The organism is Ancylobacter sp. (assembly GCF_965229075.1).
Taxonomy (GTDB): domain Bacteria; phylum Pseudomonadota; class Alphaproteobacteria; order Rhizobiales; family Xanthobacteraceae; genus Ancylobacter.
The window spans coordinates 1,781,043-1,794,664 of the sequence record NZ_CBDDIO010000002.1; the positions used below are offsets into that span (position 1 = coordinate 1,781,043).

Here is a 13,622-nt window from a genome sequence, read left to right on the forward strand (position 1 = left end):
GCTTGCCGCCCGGCCGGGGGCTACCTATCTTGTCCGCACCTTCCCCCGTCTTTGCGAAAAGCTCCCCACATGCAGTATCGCCCGCTCGGCCGCACCGGCCTCGAGGTCTCCACGATCTGTCTCGGCACCATGACCTATGGTGAACAGAACACAGAGGCCGAAGGCCATGCGCAGATGGACTATGCGCTCGACCACGGCATCAATTTCTTCGACACCGCCGAACTCTATTCGATTCCGCCGAAGCCCGAGACGCAGGGCTCCACCGAGCGCATCATCGGCAGTTGGTTCAAGGCACGCGGCAACCGCGACAAGGTGATCCTCGCCACCAAAGTGTGCGGCCTCTCGCAGATGGACTGGTTCCGCGACGACGGCGTACCCGCGCGCCCGACGCGCGGCCAGATTCGCGAGGCGGTGGAAAAGAGCCTCGCGCGGCTGCAGACCGAGTACATCGACCTCTATCAACTGCATTGGCCTGGCCGGCCGGTGGCACTGTTCGGCGCCAACCCGACCCGCTGGGAGAGCGCGCCCGGGCCGGAGACCCCCATCGCCGAGACGCTCGACGCCTTCGCCGGACTGGTGAAAGAGGGAAAGATCCGCCATTTCGGCCTCTCCAATGAGAGCGCCTGGGGCACGATGAAATTCCTCGCCGAGGCGGAGCGGACCAGCGCGCCGCGCGTCGCCTCGCTGCAGAATGCCTATAATCTCCTGAACCGTACTTATGAGACGGCGCTGGCCGAAGTGAGCCTGCGCGAGGATGTGGCGCTTCTCGCCTATTCCCCGCTCGGCCAAGGCTACCTCACCGGCAAGTACCAAAAGGGCGCCCTGCCGGCGGGCTCGCGCACCGCGCTGTTCCAGCGCGCGACCCGTTATCAGGTGCCGGGGGCGGAGGAGGCGATCGACGACTATCTCGCCATCGCCCGCGACGCCGGGCTCGATCCCTCGCAGATGGCGATCGCCTTCTGCCTGACGCGGGACTTCATGACCTCGGTCATCATCGGCGCGACGACGATGGAACAGCTCGTCACCGACATCGGCGCGGTCGACGTGACGCTGTCGCCGGAGGTGCTCAAGCGCATCGATGCCGTGCACCAGCTTCGCGGCAATCCCTGCCCCTGAGCGGGCGCGGGCGGCGGGCTGGCCCCGCCGCCTATTTCTCGCCCGTGCTTTCGGGCGGGGCGTGGCGGGTCATCAGCGGTACCTGCGCCATGGCGAAGACGAGGGTGATCGGCAGATAGCCGAAGGTCTTGAACGCCACCCAGGTGTCGGTGGAGACGCTGCGCCAGACGATTTCGTTCAGCACCGCCATGACGAGGAAGAACACGCCCCAGCGAATGGTCAATTCGCGCCAGCCCTGGTCGGTGAGCACGAAGACATCGCCCAGCACATAGGGCAGCAGCGGCTTGCGCAGCCACAGCCCGCCGAGAAGGGCGAGGCCGAACAGCGCGTTCACCAGCGTCGGCTTCATCTTGATGAAATGGTCGTCCTGCAGCACCAGAGTGAGCGTGCCGAACACCAGCACCACCCCGGCGGAGACCAGCGGCATCACCGCGATCTTGCGGGCAATGATCCACATCACCGCTAGAGCGGCGAAGGTGGCGACCATGAAGGCGCCGGTGGCGACATAGATTCCGCCGCGCCCATTGGCGATGAAGAACACCACCAGCGGACCCATTTCCAGCGCGAATTTCAGCAGCGGGTGCATGGTGCGCAGGCGGGTGCCGGCGGGCGCGCCGGACGGTGCATCGCTCATGGATCAGTCCTCCAGTCCGACGATGGCGCGGGCGAAATCGCGCGCCGCGAAGGGTTGCAGGTCGTCAATGCCCTCGCCGACGCCGATGAGGTGGATCGGCAGGCCGTGCTTGGCGGCGATGGCGACCAGTATGCCGCCGCGCGCCGTGCCGTCCAGCTTGGTCATGACGAGGCCGGTGACGCCCGCCACCCGCTTGAACGCATCCACCTGCTGCAGGGCATTCTGGCCCACCGTGGCATCGAGTGTCAGCACCACCGCATGCGGCGCTGTGGGGTCCTGTTTCTTGATGACGCGGACGATCTTTTCCAGTTCGTCCATCAGCTCGACGCGGTTTTGCAGCCGGCCGGCCGTGTCGATGATGAGCACGTCGGCGCCCTCCGCGCGGGCCTGCTGCAGCCCGTCAAAGGCGACGCCGGCGGCGTCGGCGCCGGGGGCACGGGAGACGAGGCTGGCGCCGGTGCGCTCCGCCCACACCTTCAATTGCTCGATGGCCGCCGCACGGAACGTGTCGCCGGCGGCGAGCACGACCTTCTTGCCCTGCGCCTTCAGCGTGGAGGCGAGCTTGCCGATGGTCGTGGTCTTGCCCGAGCCGTTGACGCCGACCATCAGCAGGATGAACGGCTTGGTCTCGCCGGCGAAGGCGAGTGGCTGCGCCACCGGCTTCAGCACCGCCTCGATCTCGGCGGCGACGAGGGCGCGCACCTCCTCGGGCTCGATGGTCTTGTCGTAGCGCCCCTTACCGACGGCCGCGGCGATGCGGGCGGCCGTGTCCATGCCGAGATCGGCGCGAATCAGCACGTCCTCCAGGTCCTCCAGCGTGTCGGCATCGAGCTTGCGCTTGGTGAATAGGTCGGTGATGCCGGTGGAGAGACCGGTGGCGGTGCGGGTCAGCCCCTGGGTCAGGCGCTTCCAGAATCCGGGGCGGGATTTCGTCGTCTCGTCGTTCATGTCGGTCATGCCGCGATCAGCCGAACGCCGTCATGGCCGGCGATGCGGATATGGGTCAGCGTGCCGGGCGCCAGTGCCGAGGCCAGACGCACCGGGGTGAAGCTCTTGGTGCGGGCGAGGCCGCCGCGCTCGGCCAGCACCTCGCGCCGCGCGCCAACCTCGGCAGCGAGGTGGCGAAGCAGCGCATGCGCGCCCTTTTCCCGCAGGCGGCGGGCGCGTTCCCTCACCACTGCGGGGTCCACTGCCGGCATGCGCGCCGCCGGGGTGCCGGGGCGCGCGGAGAAGGGGAATACGTGCAGATGGGTCAGCCCGCAGGCGTCCACCAGATCGAGCGAGGCGCGGAAAGCCGTCTCCGATTCCGTGGGGAAGCCGGCGATGAGATCGGCGCCGAACACCATTTCCGGCCGGGCTTGGCGCAGTTCGCGGCAGAAGCGGATGGCCTGCTCGCGCGAATGCCGGCGCTTCATCCGCTTGAGGATCAGATTGTCGCCCGCCTGCAGCGACAGGTGGAGATGCGGCATCAGCCGTTCCTCTTCCGCCAGCGCACGCATCAGCTCGGCGTCGACTTCCACGGAATCGAGCGAGGAGAGCCGAAGCCGGGGCAGCTCCGGCACATGGCGCAGCAGGGTGCGTACCAGCGTGCCGAGCCGTGGCGCGCCGGGAAGGCCGGCGCCATAGGAGGTGAGGTCGACCCCGGTGAGCACGATTTCGCGCGCGCCCTGTTCCACCAGCTCGCGCACCCGCGCTACGACGGCGCCCATCGGCACGGAGCGGGAATTGCCCCGCCCATGGGGGATGACGCAGAAGGTGCAGCGATGGTCGCAGCCATCCTGCACCTGCACGAAGGCGCGCGTGTGCCCCTCAATCGTGTCGGCCGGTCCGTCGAGCAGATGCGGCGCGGTCTCGCGCACCGCCATGATGTCGCCGACGACGATCTTCGCCTCGTGGCCGAGGCCGAAATCGAGCGCGGCGCGGGTCGCCTGCCACGCCTCCGGCGCGGTCTTCTCGGCCGTGCCGAGCACGCGATCGACCTCGTCCATCGCGGCGAAGCGGGCGGGCTCGGTCTGCGCGGCGCAGCCGGTGACGATGATGCGGCGGGAGGGCGCCTCGCGCTTGAGCCGGCGGATGGTCTGGCGCGCCTGCTTCACCGCCTCGGCGGTGACCGCGCAGGTATTGACGATGACCGCGTTCTCCAGCCCCGCGGCGCCCGCCATTGCCTTGGCGCTGGCGGAATCGAGCGCGTTCAGCCGGCAGCCGAAGCTGACGACCTCAATGGCGGACGCAGCGGCCGGGGCGGCGAGGGGCATCGTCACTCGGCGTCGCCGGACGCGATGGCAGAAGGCTCGGCTTCGCCGGAGGTAGCGGCAGGACGCTCGGCTTCGCCGAGCATGGCGGCGGTGAGCCGGCCGTCGAACTCGAACTCGGCCGGACCGGTCATCAACATATGGTCGTCGCTCTCGCGCCAGTCGATGACGAGATCGCCGCCGGGCAGGGAGATGGTGACGCGCCGGCCGGTGAGGCCGAGGCGCGCCGCGCAGACGGCGGTGGCGCAGGCGGCGGTGCCGCAGGCGCGGGTGAGGCCGACGCCTCGCTCCCACACCTTCAGCACGATGTGGTCGGGCGAGACCACCTGCGCGGCGGAGATGTTGGCCCGCTCCGGGAAGATCGGATGGTGTTCCAGCTCCGGCCCAAGAAGGGCGAGGTCGACCGCGTTGATGTCCTCCACCCAGAAAATGGCGTGCGGGTTGCCGACATTGACCACGGCCGGCGCGCGCAGCACGGGGGCTTCCGCCGGGCCGGCCTGCAATTCGATCGCGCGGGTGTCCGCTACCGGGCCGGCGAGCGGGATGTCGTGCCAGCCGAAGCGCGGCACGCCCATGTCGACGGTGATGCCTTCCGGGGCGAGCGTGCATTCCAGCGGGCCGGCGACGCTCTCGAACAGGATATGGTCGGCGCCGGTGCGGCCGGATTCATAAAGCGCGATGCAGCGTGTGCCGTTGCCGCACGCACCGGACTCTGAGCCGTCGGCATTGATGATGCGCACGAAGGCGCGCGTGCCCTCGGTCTGTGGCGGATAGAGCGCCATGATCTGGTCGAAGGGCAGTACCTCCGGCCGGGCGAGGGCGCGCGCCTCTTCCGGCGGCACGGCGAGCGGGGCGTCGCGCAGGTCCAGCACCACGATCTCGTTGCCGAGGCCGTTCATCTTGACGAAGGGGCGGTTTTCCAGCGCGGCCATGAACCCGGTTTCGCGGCAGCGGCGGACGGGCCGCCGGTGGGTTGACGAGGATGCGGTCCTTATATGGCGAAGCGCCGAGGATTGACCAGACTTATCGCCGGCCGCCCGTCGGGGCGTGAGTGTCGCGGCACGGCGACAGGGGGCGGCGAAGCGGCGCGGCGGGTCGCGCGGGCCGTCGCGGGCGCGCCTGCGGAATGCTAGGAATCGCGTTGTTGCCTTGTTTCCGGCGCCGCGCCCCTTTTCCGGTGAATCGACCATGATGGTGAACGTCTCCGCCCGCCCGCTGCCGCGCCGGCTTCTCCTCCTGCTGGTGCTGCTGGCCGTGCCGGCGCTGCCGGCCACGCTGCGGGCGCAGGACGCCGCTCCGCCTGTTGCCGCTCCGTCGGCTGCCGCTCCGCCCGCGAACGCCGCGCCCGCCGATCCCGCGCCGGCATCGCCCGATGCGCCGCCGCTTGACGACGACGACATGATCGCCCCGCCGATGATCGACCCGCGCGCGGTGGAAACGCAGAATGTCGCCCCCGCGCCGGATCCGATGAAGCGGCCCGACGGGTTCGGCGAGGAATCGGTGATGAAGCCGGTGCCGGTGCTGATGAAGGCCGGTCATGCCAGTTGGGACGACGCCTTCAAGACCATCGTCGCGGCGCTGAAGGAGATCGACGCCGAGATGGCGCGGCTGAAGCTCAAGCCCAACGGCGCCTCTTTCATCATCTATACCGCGACGGACGATCTCGGCTTCGATTTCGAGGCGGCCGTGCCGTTCGAGGGCGCGACGGCGGACAAGCCGCAGAACGGCATGATGTTCTCCGCCTCGCCCGCCGGCCGGGCGCTGCGCTTCACCCATCGCGGGCCCTATGATTCCATGGACCCGACCTATGAGCAGATCGCCAACCTGCTCGACGCCAAGGATCTGGAAGCCCAAGACCTTTATGTCGAGGAATACCGTTCCGACCCGCGGACCACGCCCGAGGACGACCTCGTCATCGACATCTGGGTGCCGCTGAAGTGATGATCGGCGGCCCGCCCCGCATGGGTGCCCGGCGTCCCGGCCATTCGCCTCGCCCGCCGCTCTGTGCTATGAGGCGCGCAAACGGACATCTTCGATAGCGACATGAACCTCATCGATACCACAGCGGCCTCCGCCGCCGGGGCGCGTCTCCCCGTCGAGGGCGCTTCCGCCGAGACGCCGCGTGCGGAAGCGAAGCGCTCGCTTGCCGGGCTCGACCGCGCCGGGCTGGCCGAGGCGCTGGCCGAGATCGGCCTGCCGGAGCGCGAACGCCGCATGCGCGTCGCCCAGCTCTGGCACTGGATCTATCTGCGCGGGGCGCTGTCCTTCGACGAGATGACCAATGTCGGCAAGGGTCTGCGCGAAAAGCTCAGCGCTGTCTTCTCGCTGGATCGTCCCGAGGTGGTGGTCGAGCAGGTGTCGAATGACGGCACCCGCAAATGGCTGCTTCGCCTGCCGCCCGACATTGCCGGCGACAAGCCGCACGATGTCGAGATGGTCTATATCCCCGAGAGCGACCGCGGCACGCTGTGCGTCTCCTCTCAGGTCGGTTGCACGCTCAACTGCTCCTTCTGCCACACCGGCACGCAGCGCCTGGTGCGCAACCTCACGGCGGCCGAGATCGTGGCGCAGGTGATGGTGGCGCGCGACCGGCTCGGCGACTATCCCGGCCGCGACCGCGCCGTCGGCCCGGGTCTTCCGACCGAGGGTGACCGGCTGGTGACCAATATCGTGTTCATGGGCATGGGCGAGCCGCTCTACGCCTATGACTCGGTGGCGAAATCCATCGAGGTGCTGGCCGATGGCGAAGGTCTCGGCATCGGCAAGAGGCGCATCACCGTGTCGACCTCGGGCGTGGTGCCGGAGATCGAGAAGCTGGGCCGCGAGGTCGGGCCGATGCTCGCCATCTCGCTGCACGCGGTGCGCGACGAACTGCGCGACGTGCTGGTGCCGATCAACAAGAAGTACCCCCTGAAGGATTTGCTGGAGGCGTGCCGCACCTATCCGGCCGCGTCCAACGCGAAGCGCATCACCTTCGAATATGTGATGCTCAAGGGTGTGAACGACAGCCCGGCCGACGCCAAGGCGCTGGTGCGGCTGCTCGCCGGCATTCCCGCCAAGATCAATTTGATCCCGTTCAATCCGTGGCCGGGCACGAAATATGAGTGCTCGGACTGGGAGACGATCGAGCAGTTCTCCGACATCGTCTTTCGCGCCGGCTATTCCAGCCCGGTGCGCACGCCGCGCGGGCGCGACATCCTCGCCGCCTGCGGCCAGCTGAAAAGCGAGACGGAGAAGCTCTCCGCCCGCGAGCGCCTGGCCCTGCGGGCAATGGCGGCGGCGGCGGAATAGGGGCGCGTAATGGACAACCTGCTGCGCCTGCTGCTGCGTCTCCTCATCGTGCCGCTCGGCGCCGTGGCGGGAATGATCGCCGCGCTGGCCATCATCCTAGTCGGCTACTGGCAGCTGGGCGACCTCATCTCCGGCGTCACCGACATCGAGGCGGTGGCGCTGGCGGACGCATTGATGACCACCGCTTTTGCGCTGATCGCCATCGTCGTCCTGATGGGTGGTCTCGCGCTGATCGGGGTGCTCTTCTCTGAGGCGTTCGCCGTGCGCTCCTGGGTGTTCCATGTCGCCAATGGCGCGATCTCGGCCTTGATCGCAGCACAGATTTTCCCGCCCTATCCGGATGCGCCCGTGCCGTTCAACGGCATGCTCTACATTCTCGGCGCCGGCCTGGCCGGCGGGCTGGTCTATTGGGCGGTGGCGGGATGGAGCGCCGGCTTCTGGAAGCCGCTGGGCCCCGCGCAGGCCGCCGCGCCGCTGCCGCCGGCCCAGCCCGTGCCGCCGGCGGCCGTCCCACCTGCGAACTGACGGCGTCGGCGCATACCTATGCGCATACTTGCACCGGCGCGCGCCATGCCTATAGTCCGCGCGCCCTTCCGGGCTCGGCTCCTTTCCTGCGGAACGTGATATGGCGAACGATGTGAAGAAGGTGGTGCTCGCCTATTCGGGCGGTCTCGACACCTCGGTGATCCTCAAATGGCTGCAGACCACCTATGGCTGCGAGGTGGTGACCTTCACCGCCGATCTCGGCCAGGGCGAGGAGCTAGAGCCGGCGCGCAAGAAGGCCGAGCTGCTCGGCATCAAGCCGGAAAACATCTTCATCGAAGACGTGCGCGAGGAGTTCGTCTCCGAATACGTTTTCCCGATGTTCCGCGCCAATGCGCTGTATGAGGGGCTGTACCTGCTCGGCACCTCCATCGCCCGGCCGCTGATCTCCAAGAAGCAGATCGAGATCGCCCGCAAGGTCGGCGCCGACGCCGTGGCCCATGGCGCCACCGGCAAGGGCAACGACCAGGTGCGCTTCGAGCTCTCCTATTACGCGCTGGAGCCGGAGATCAAGGTGATCGCGCCGTGGCGCGAATGGGACCTGACCTCACGCACCCGCCTGCTGGAATTCGCCGAGACCCACCAGATTCCGATCGCCAAGGACAAGCGCGGCGAGGCGCCGTTCTCGGTCGACGCGAACCTGCTGCACTCCTCTTCCGAGGGCAAGGTGCTGGAAGACCCGGCCGATGAGGCGCCAGAATATGTCTACCAGCGCACCATCTCGCCCGAGGCGGCGCCGGACAAGGCGACCTACATCACGGTGGGCTTCGAGAAGGGCGACGCGGTCTCCATCGACGGCGAAAAGCTCTCGCCCGCCACGCTGCTGACCAAGCTGAACGAGCTCGGCAAGGCCAATGGCATCGGCCGGCTCGACCTCGTCGAGAACCGCTTCGTCGGCATGAAGTCGCGCGGCGTCTACGAGACCCCTGGCGGCACGATCCTTCTGCAGGCGCATCGCGGCATCGAGAGCATCACGCTCGACCGCGGCGCGGCGCATTTGAAAGACGACATCATGCCCCGCTATGCGGAGCTGATCTATTACGGCTTCTGGTTCTCGCCCGAGCGCGAGATGCTGCAGGCGCTGATCGACAAGAGCCAGGAATTCGTCACCGGCGAGGTGCGGCTCAAGCTCTACAAGGGCAATGTCGAGGTGGTGGGGCGCTCCTCGCCCTACTCGCTCTACAATCAGGACCTCGTGACCTTCGAGGAAGGCGCGGTGGCCTATGACCACCGCGACGCCGCCGGCTTCATCAAGCTGAACGCGCTGCGCCTGCGCACGCTGGCCAATCGCGACCGCAAGGTCCGGGGCTGAGGCGCCCTCGCACCTGCCTCATCCCCGGGCTTGACCCGGGGATCCAGACCTTCCAGTGCGCCCAGCCACTGGGTGCCCGGGTCAAGCCCGGGCATGAGGGGGGCGAGTTTCCCCAGCGCTTCGCTTTTCCTCAGATCGCCTGACCGCCCGACACCTCGATGCGCTGGGCCGTGACCCAGCGATTGTCGGGCGACAAGAGGCTCGCCACCATCGGGCCGATATCGTCCGGCAGGCCGACCCGGCCGAGGGCTGTGATGCCGGCGATGAATTTGTTGACCTCCGGTGTGTCGCGCACCGCGCCGCCGCGGAAATCGGTCTCGATCGCCCCCGGCGCCACCGTGTTGACGGCGATGCCGCGCGCCCCGAGTTCCTTGGCCATATAGCGGGTGAGCACCTCTACCGCGCCCTTCACCGCCGCATAGGCGGCATAGCCGGGATAGGCGAAGCGGGTGAGGCCGGAGGAGAAATTGACGATGCGCCCGCCATCAGTGATCAGCGGCAGCAGGGACTGGGTGAGGAAGAACACGCCCTTGAAATGGACATCGACGAGTTGGTCGAACTGCGCCTGCGTGGTCTCTGCGATCGACGCGCCGTCGCCGTGGCCGGCATTGTTGACGAGATGGTCGAAGCTCTCGCGGCCCCAGACCTCGGAAAGCACGGCGCGCAGGCGCTCGGCGAAGGCGGGGAAATCGGCGACCTTGCCGGTGTCGAGCTGAAGCGCGACCGCCTTGCGTCCCACCGCTTCGATCTCGGCCACCACCGCCTGCGCGTCTTCGGCGCGGCTGTGATAGGTCAAGACGACATCGCCGCCGCGACGAGCAACGCTGAGGGCGGTGTTGCGGCCAAGCCCGCGGCTGCCGCCGGTGATGAGGGTAATGGTCATGGGTCTGTCTCCTGTTGGGGTGAGACAGATATGACGCACGGCGCCCGGCGGCGGTTGCCGGATCGGCGGAGCTTCTTGCCTAATCCTCCGAAGGTGCTTTCCTTCCCGCGTCAGCGGGCTAAGATGGTCGCATGACAACGCTGCTCGACATCATGGACCGGCACGGCCGTCTGCACGCTGACGCCAACGGCATCGCCACGACGCCGATTCCCGGCGTCATGTTCTTCCGCGTCACCTCCCTGTCGGGCGTCAGCCACGCCATTGCCCGGCCGCTGGTCTGTCTGGTGGTACAGGGCGCCAAGCAGGTGACGATGGGCGGCCGCGATTTTTCCCTGGGTGCCGGGGATTCGCTGCTGATCACCGCCGATGTGCCGATCGTCAGCCAGATCACCAAGGCGAGCCACGCCGCTCCCTATGTCTCGCTGGTGCTGGAACTGGACCTCGCTACCGTCGCCGAACTATCGCAGGAGATGGGACCGGCCTTGGCGGAGGCGGCCGACCCGGTGCGGGTCGACCCGACCGATTGCGAAGTGGCGGAAGCCGCGCTGCGGCTGCTGCACTTGCTCGATCGTCCCGCAGCCCTGCCGGTGCTGCAGGCGCCGCTCATTCGCGAGATGCATTATTGGCTGCTGGCGGGCCGGCATGGCGCCGCCATTCGCCGGCTCGGCTGGCCGGACAGCCACGCCCAGCGCATCGGCCGGGCGGTGGCTTTGCTCCGCGCCGACTTCGCCAAGCCCGTGCCGGTGAACCGCCTCGCGGAGGTGGCGGGAATGAGCGTCTCAACCTTCCACCAGCATTTCCGCACCGTCACCTCGCTGTCGCCGCTGCAGTTCCAGAAGCAGCTTCGGTTGATCGAGGCGCGGCGGTTGATGGCGGCGGAGGGGGCGTCCGCCAGCATGGCGGCTTTTGCGGTGGGCTATGAGAGCGTGCCGCAATTCACCCGCGAATATGGACGCCTGTTCGGCGCGCCGCCGGTGCGGGACGTGAAGGCGGCGCGGGAGCAGATGCGCGCCGCCTGACCGTGGCGAGCGGCAAGGAGTCAGTCCAGCGGCACCTTGCGGTTCTCACCGAGATCGGTGGTGGAGCCGGAGAGACGCGCCGCCATCATCTTGAACAGCACGCCAATGGAATTGGACGGACCGTCCCAATATTCCGCCTGATCGGGGATGAAGCGCAGCACGCAGATATTCGGGTCGGTCTTGCCCTGCGGCCAGAACGCCTTGTTCATGTCGCTCCACAATTCGTCGATCTTGGCGCGGTCGTTGGAGACTTCGGCCTGGCCGGAGACGGAGAGGTAGTTGTTGTCGCCCGGCTTGGCGAAGGTCAGCGCGGCCTGCGGGTCCCGCTCCAGCTCGTCGTCCTTGTGGCCGCGACGGTCGGAAAGGAACCAGACGCAGCCTTCCTCGCGCGAGGGGTGGGCGTCCATCGGCCGGGCGCGCAGGGTTTCGCCTTCGCGGGTGACGAGCATGCAGATGCGCATGTCTTCCATCATCTCCCAGACGCGGTCGATGGCTTCGGCGGTGGTCTTGTCGTCCATGTAAAATGCCTCCTCGGGTTCGAGGGGAGAACCCGGAGCCTCTGCGCTGGTTCCTCGCGTCGTGCGGCTATCCGCCCGCGGCATCCGTGCTGTTCCGCTGTCATGTGGCAGCGCTCTCGCTATGCTAGCGCGCTCACGCAAGGAGACGCTCATGGCCTGGTCGCTCACCGTCGGATATGTCTATGGCACCGCGGTCCGCATTCACGTGACTTTCCTGCTGTTTCTCGCCTGGATCTGGGTCGCCTATTACCAGAGAGGCGGGGCGGGAGCGGCGTGGGATGGTGTCGCCTTTGTGGCGCTGTTGTTCCTGTGCGTGCTGCTGCACGAATTCGGCCATATCTTCGCGGCGCGGCGCTATGGTGTGAAGACGCCGGAGGTCACTCTGTGGCCATTCGGGGGCATTGCCCGACTGGAGCGCATCCCGGAAAAGCCGTCGGAAGAGCTGGTGGTGGCGCTGGCCGGGCCGGCGGTGAATGTGGTCATCGCCGCCGTGCTGCTGCTCTTCCTCGACGGCAATGTCGGGGTCGAGCACATCGAGAGCATCGAGAACCCGCAGGTGAGCCTGCTCGCCAAACTCGCGGCCGCCAACATCTTTCTCGTGGTGTTCAATCTCATTCCTGCCTTCCCTATGGATGGCGGGCGGGTGCTGCGCGCGCTGCTGGCAATGCGGATGAGCCACGCCCAGGCGACGCAGACGGCGGCCTCCATCGGCCAGGGCCTTGCCATCGGTCTCGGCGTGCTGGGTATTTTCGGCAACCCGATGCTCATCATCATCGCCGTCTTCGTCTTCCTTGCCGCCTCGGGCGAGGCCGGGCAGGTGCAGATGAAGCAGGTGGCGCGGGGCCTGCTGGTGGAAGACGCGATGATCACCCAGTTCGAGACGTTGGGTCCGACGGCGAGCGTCGGCGATGCGGCGGAAGCGCTGATCCGCACCACCCAGAAGGAGTTTCCCATCGTCGACGGCGCGGTGCATCTGCGCGGCGTGCTCACGCGCGACGCGATGATCCGCGCGCTGCAGGCGCAGGGGCCGGGCGCCTCGGTGCTGGAGGCGATGGCGGAGGTGCCGACGGTCGGCACCCGCACCCCGCTGGACCGAGCGCTGGCGCTGATCACCCAGCGCGGCGCGCCGGTGGTCGGCGTGGTGGATGCCGGCGGCAGGCTGGTCGGGCTGCTTTCGCCGGAGAATGTCGGCGAGATGATGATGCTGCGCGCCGCCCAGCCGGACGCCCGCTTCGGGCCTTGGGCCAAGCGCAGCCCGCCCGCGCGGCCGGTCGCCTGACGGCGCGCGGCGCGCTTAGCCGGCTTCCTTCACACCTGTGACGCCGGTGAAGGCTGGCGGGTCGCTGGCGGGGAAGCTCTCGTCCAGCGCCTCGTCGATGTCCGCCTCGCCGGCTTCCGCTCCAGTCGCATGGCCGCCGGGGGGGATGACCTCGGTGCCGCCGGGAACGCCGCCATCGGAAGGGGGCACATCGCCGGTAATGCCGCCCAGCGCCGGCGGATCGCTGGCGGGGAAGGTTTCTTCCACGCTCCGGTCGATCTCGGCCTCCGAGTATTCCGGTTCGCCCGGCTTACCGTTGTCCTGAACCATGGCCCGCTCCTGTGTCTGATAGACGCAAAGTGGGGCCAGGCCGCGCGGCTTCAAGGGTTTCGGCCACGCCGTCATGCGGGATGGAACTTTGCCGGACCGCGCGCGTTGTTCGCGATGTCGCGCCTCGTTCCAGCGCGCGCGGGCGCGGCGGCTTTCCGACCCTCTGCGCGCTGAGGAGTAGGTTCATGACTCCCGATCACGAGCCCGTCCGGCTGCAATACTGGCCGCCCTCCCACACCGTGGATGCCCCCGACAAATGGCCCGATTCCTATGAGTTCGGCTCTGTGGAAGATGCGGTCGTCTTCGCCATGACCCAATCGCCGTCCCATCGCGAGGTGGCGTGGCTGCGCACGGCCGAGGGCGAGATCCTCAAGCCCGCGCAGATCCGCCGGCTGTGGGAATTGCGGCGCGACCATTGATCGCTTTTTCGTCCGCGACGGCGGAGCGCGCCGCTTCCGTCGTTGAT

At 68.0% G+C, this 13,622-nt stretch carries 15 protein-coding genes; 8 read left to right on the top strand and 7 right to left on the bottom strand.

The window, feature by feature from the left end; all coding sequences use genetic code 11:
* Nucleotides 1-69 precede the first annotated feature (69 nt).
* Nucleotides 70-1,116 (top strand): aldo/keto reductase, encoded by a 1,047-nt coding sequence (locus ACO07Z_RS14320; RefSeq protein ID WP_421699314.1) that lies wholly within the window; start codon nt 70-72, stop codon nt 1,114-1,116.
* 31 nt (nt 1,117-1,147) lie between these two features.
* On the opposite strand, the gene ACO07Z_RS14325 is transcribed toward ACO07Z_RS14320, so the two are convergent.
* The 4 genes from ACO07Z_RS14325 to dapF are packed head-to-tail and all read right to left on the bottom strand — an operon-like array spanning nt 1,148 to nt 4,934.
* On the bottom strand, nt 1,148-1,750 hold the full coding sequence (locus tag ACO07Z_RS14325; protein ID WP_421699315.1) for a septation protein A: 603 nt from the start codon (nt 1,748-1,750) through the stop codon (nt 1,148-1,150).
* A 3-nt stretch (nt 1,751-1,753) separates the two neighbouring features.
* Nucleotides 1,754-2,707 carry a signal recognition particle-docking protein FtsY gene (ftsY, locus tag ACO07Z_RS14330; RefSeq protein WP_421699316.1) on the bottom strand — a complete coding sequence of 318 codons (954 nt, stop codon included), beginning with the start codon at nt 2,705-2,707 and terminating at the stop codon, nt 1,754-1,756.
* Nucleotides 2,704-4,005, bottom strand: coding sequence for a tRNA (N(6)-L-threonylcarbamoyladenosine(37)-C(2))-methylthiotransferase MtaB (mtaB, locus tag ACO07Z_RS14335; protein WP_421700824.1), 1,302 nt, complete (start codon nt 4,003-4,005; stop codon nt 2,704-2,706). The genes ftsY and mtaB overlap by 4 nt, the downstream gene beginning before the upstream one ends.
* 2 nt (nt 4,006-4,007) lie before the next feature.
* Nucleotides 4,008-4,934: a diaminopimelate epimerase gene (dapF, locus tag ACO07Z_RS14340; protein ID WP_421699317.1), complete on the bottom strand. Its 927-nt coding sequence runs from the start codon at nt 4,932-4,934 to the stop codon at nt 4,008-4,010.
* Between the two features lie 256 nt (nt 4,935-5,190).
* Here dapF and ACO07Z_RS14345 point away from each other — a divergent pair, with 256 nt between their 5' ends.
* From ACO07Z_RS14345 to ACO07Z_RS14360, 4 genes are all read left to right on the top strand, one after another.
* Nucleotides 5,191-5,943 (top strand): GyrI-like domain-containing protein, encoded by a 753-nt coding sequence (locus tag ACO07Z_RS14345; RefSeq protein ID WP_421699318.1) that lies wholly within the window; start codon nt 5,191-5,193, stop codon nt 5,941-5,943.
* A 102-nt stretch (nt 5,944-6,045) separates the two neighbouring features.
* Nucleotides 6,046-7,293 (top strand): 23S rRNA (adenine(2503)-C(2))-methyltransferase RlmN, encoded by a 1,248-nt coding sequence (gene rlmN, locus ACO07Z_RS14350; RefSeq protein WP_421699319.1) that lies wholly within the window; start codon nt 6,046-6,048, stop codon nt 7,291-7,293.
* A 9-nt stretch (nt 7,294-7,302) separates the two neighbouring features.
* Complete coding sequence (locus ACO07Z_RS14355) at nt 7,303-7,818, top strand: hypothetical protein (protein WP_421699320.1); 516 nt, start codon at nt 7,303-7,305, stop codon at nt 7,816-7,818.
* A 100-nt stretch (nt 7,819-7,918) separates the two neighbouring features.
* Nucleotides 7,919-9,148 carry an argininosuccinate synthase gene (locus ACO07Z_RS14360; RefSeq protein ID WP_421699321.1) on the top strand — a complete coding sequence of 410 codons (1,230 nt, stop codon included), beginning with the start codon at nt 7,919-7,921 and terminating at the stop codon, nt 9,146-9,148.
* A 130-nt stretch (nt 9,149-9,278) separates the two neighbouring features.
* Here the strand turns inward: ACO07Z_RS14360 and ACO07Z_RS14365 are convergent, their stop codons facing one another.
* Complete coding sequence (locus ACO07Z_RS14365) at nt 9,279-10,031, bottom strand: SDR family NAD(P)-dependent oxidoreductase (protein ID WP_421699322.1); 753 nt, start codon at nt 10,029-10,031, stop codon at nt 9,279-9,281.
* 131 nt (nt 10,032-10,162) lie between these two features.
* Between ACO07Z_RS14365 and ACO07Z_RS14370 the strand changes: the two genes are divergently transcribed.
* Nucleotides 10,163-11,050 (top strand): AraC family transcriptional regulator N-terminal domain-containing protein, encoded by an 888-nt coding sequence (locus tag ACO07Z_RS14370; protein ID WP_421699323.1) that lies wholly within the window; start codon nt 10,163-10,165, stop codon nt 11,048-11,050.
* Between the two features lie 20 nt (nt 11,051-11,070).
* Here the strand turns inward: ACO07Z_RS14370 and ACO07Z_RS14375 are convergent, their stop codons facing one another.
* Nucleotides 11,071-11,568, bottom strand: coding sequence for a pyridoxamine 5'-phosphate oxidase family protein (locus ACO07Z_RS14375; protein ID WP_421699324.1), 498 nt, complete (start codon nt 11,566-11,568; stop codon nt 11,071-11,073).
* Between the two features lie 151 nt (nt 11,569-11,719).
* Between ACO07Z_RS14375 and ACO07Z_RS14380 the strand changes: the two genes are divergently transcribed.
* Nucleotides 11,720-12,847 (top strand): site-2 protease family protein, encoded by a 1,128-nt coding sequence (locus ACO07Z_RS14380; protein ID WP_421699325.1) that lies wholly within the window; start codon nt 11,720-11,722, stop codon nt 12,845-12,847.
* Between the two features lie 15 nt (nt 12,848-12,862).
* Here the strand turns inward: ACO07Z_RS14380 and ACO07Z_RS14385 are convergent, their stop codons facing one another.
* Nucleotides 12,863-13,156, bottom strand: coding sequence for a hypothetical protein (locus ACO07Z_RS14385; RefSeq protein ID WP_421699326.1), 294 nt, complete (start codon nt 13,154-13,156; stop codon nt 12,863-12,865).
* A gap of 185 nt (nt 13,157-13,341) precedes the next feature.
* Here ACO07Z_RS14385 and ACO07Z_RS14390 point away from each other — a divergent pair, with 185 nt between their 5' ends.
* The gene (locus ACO07Z_RS14390) at nt 13,342-13,575 is read left to right on the top strand and encodes a hypothetical protein (RefSeq protein ID WP_421699327.1); all 234 of its coding nucleotides are present in this window, start codon (nt 13,342-13,344) and stop codon (nt 13,573-13,575) included.
* Nucleotides 13,576-13,622: the final 47 nt, after the last annotated feature.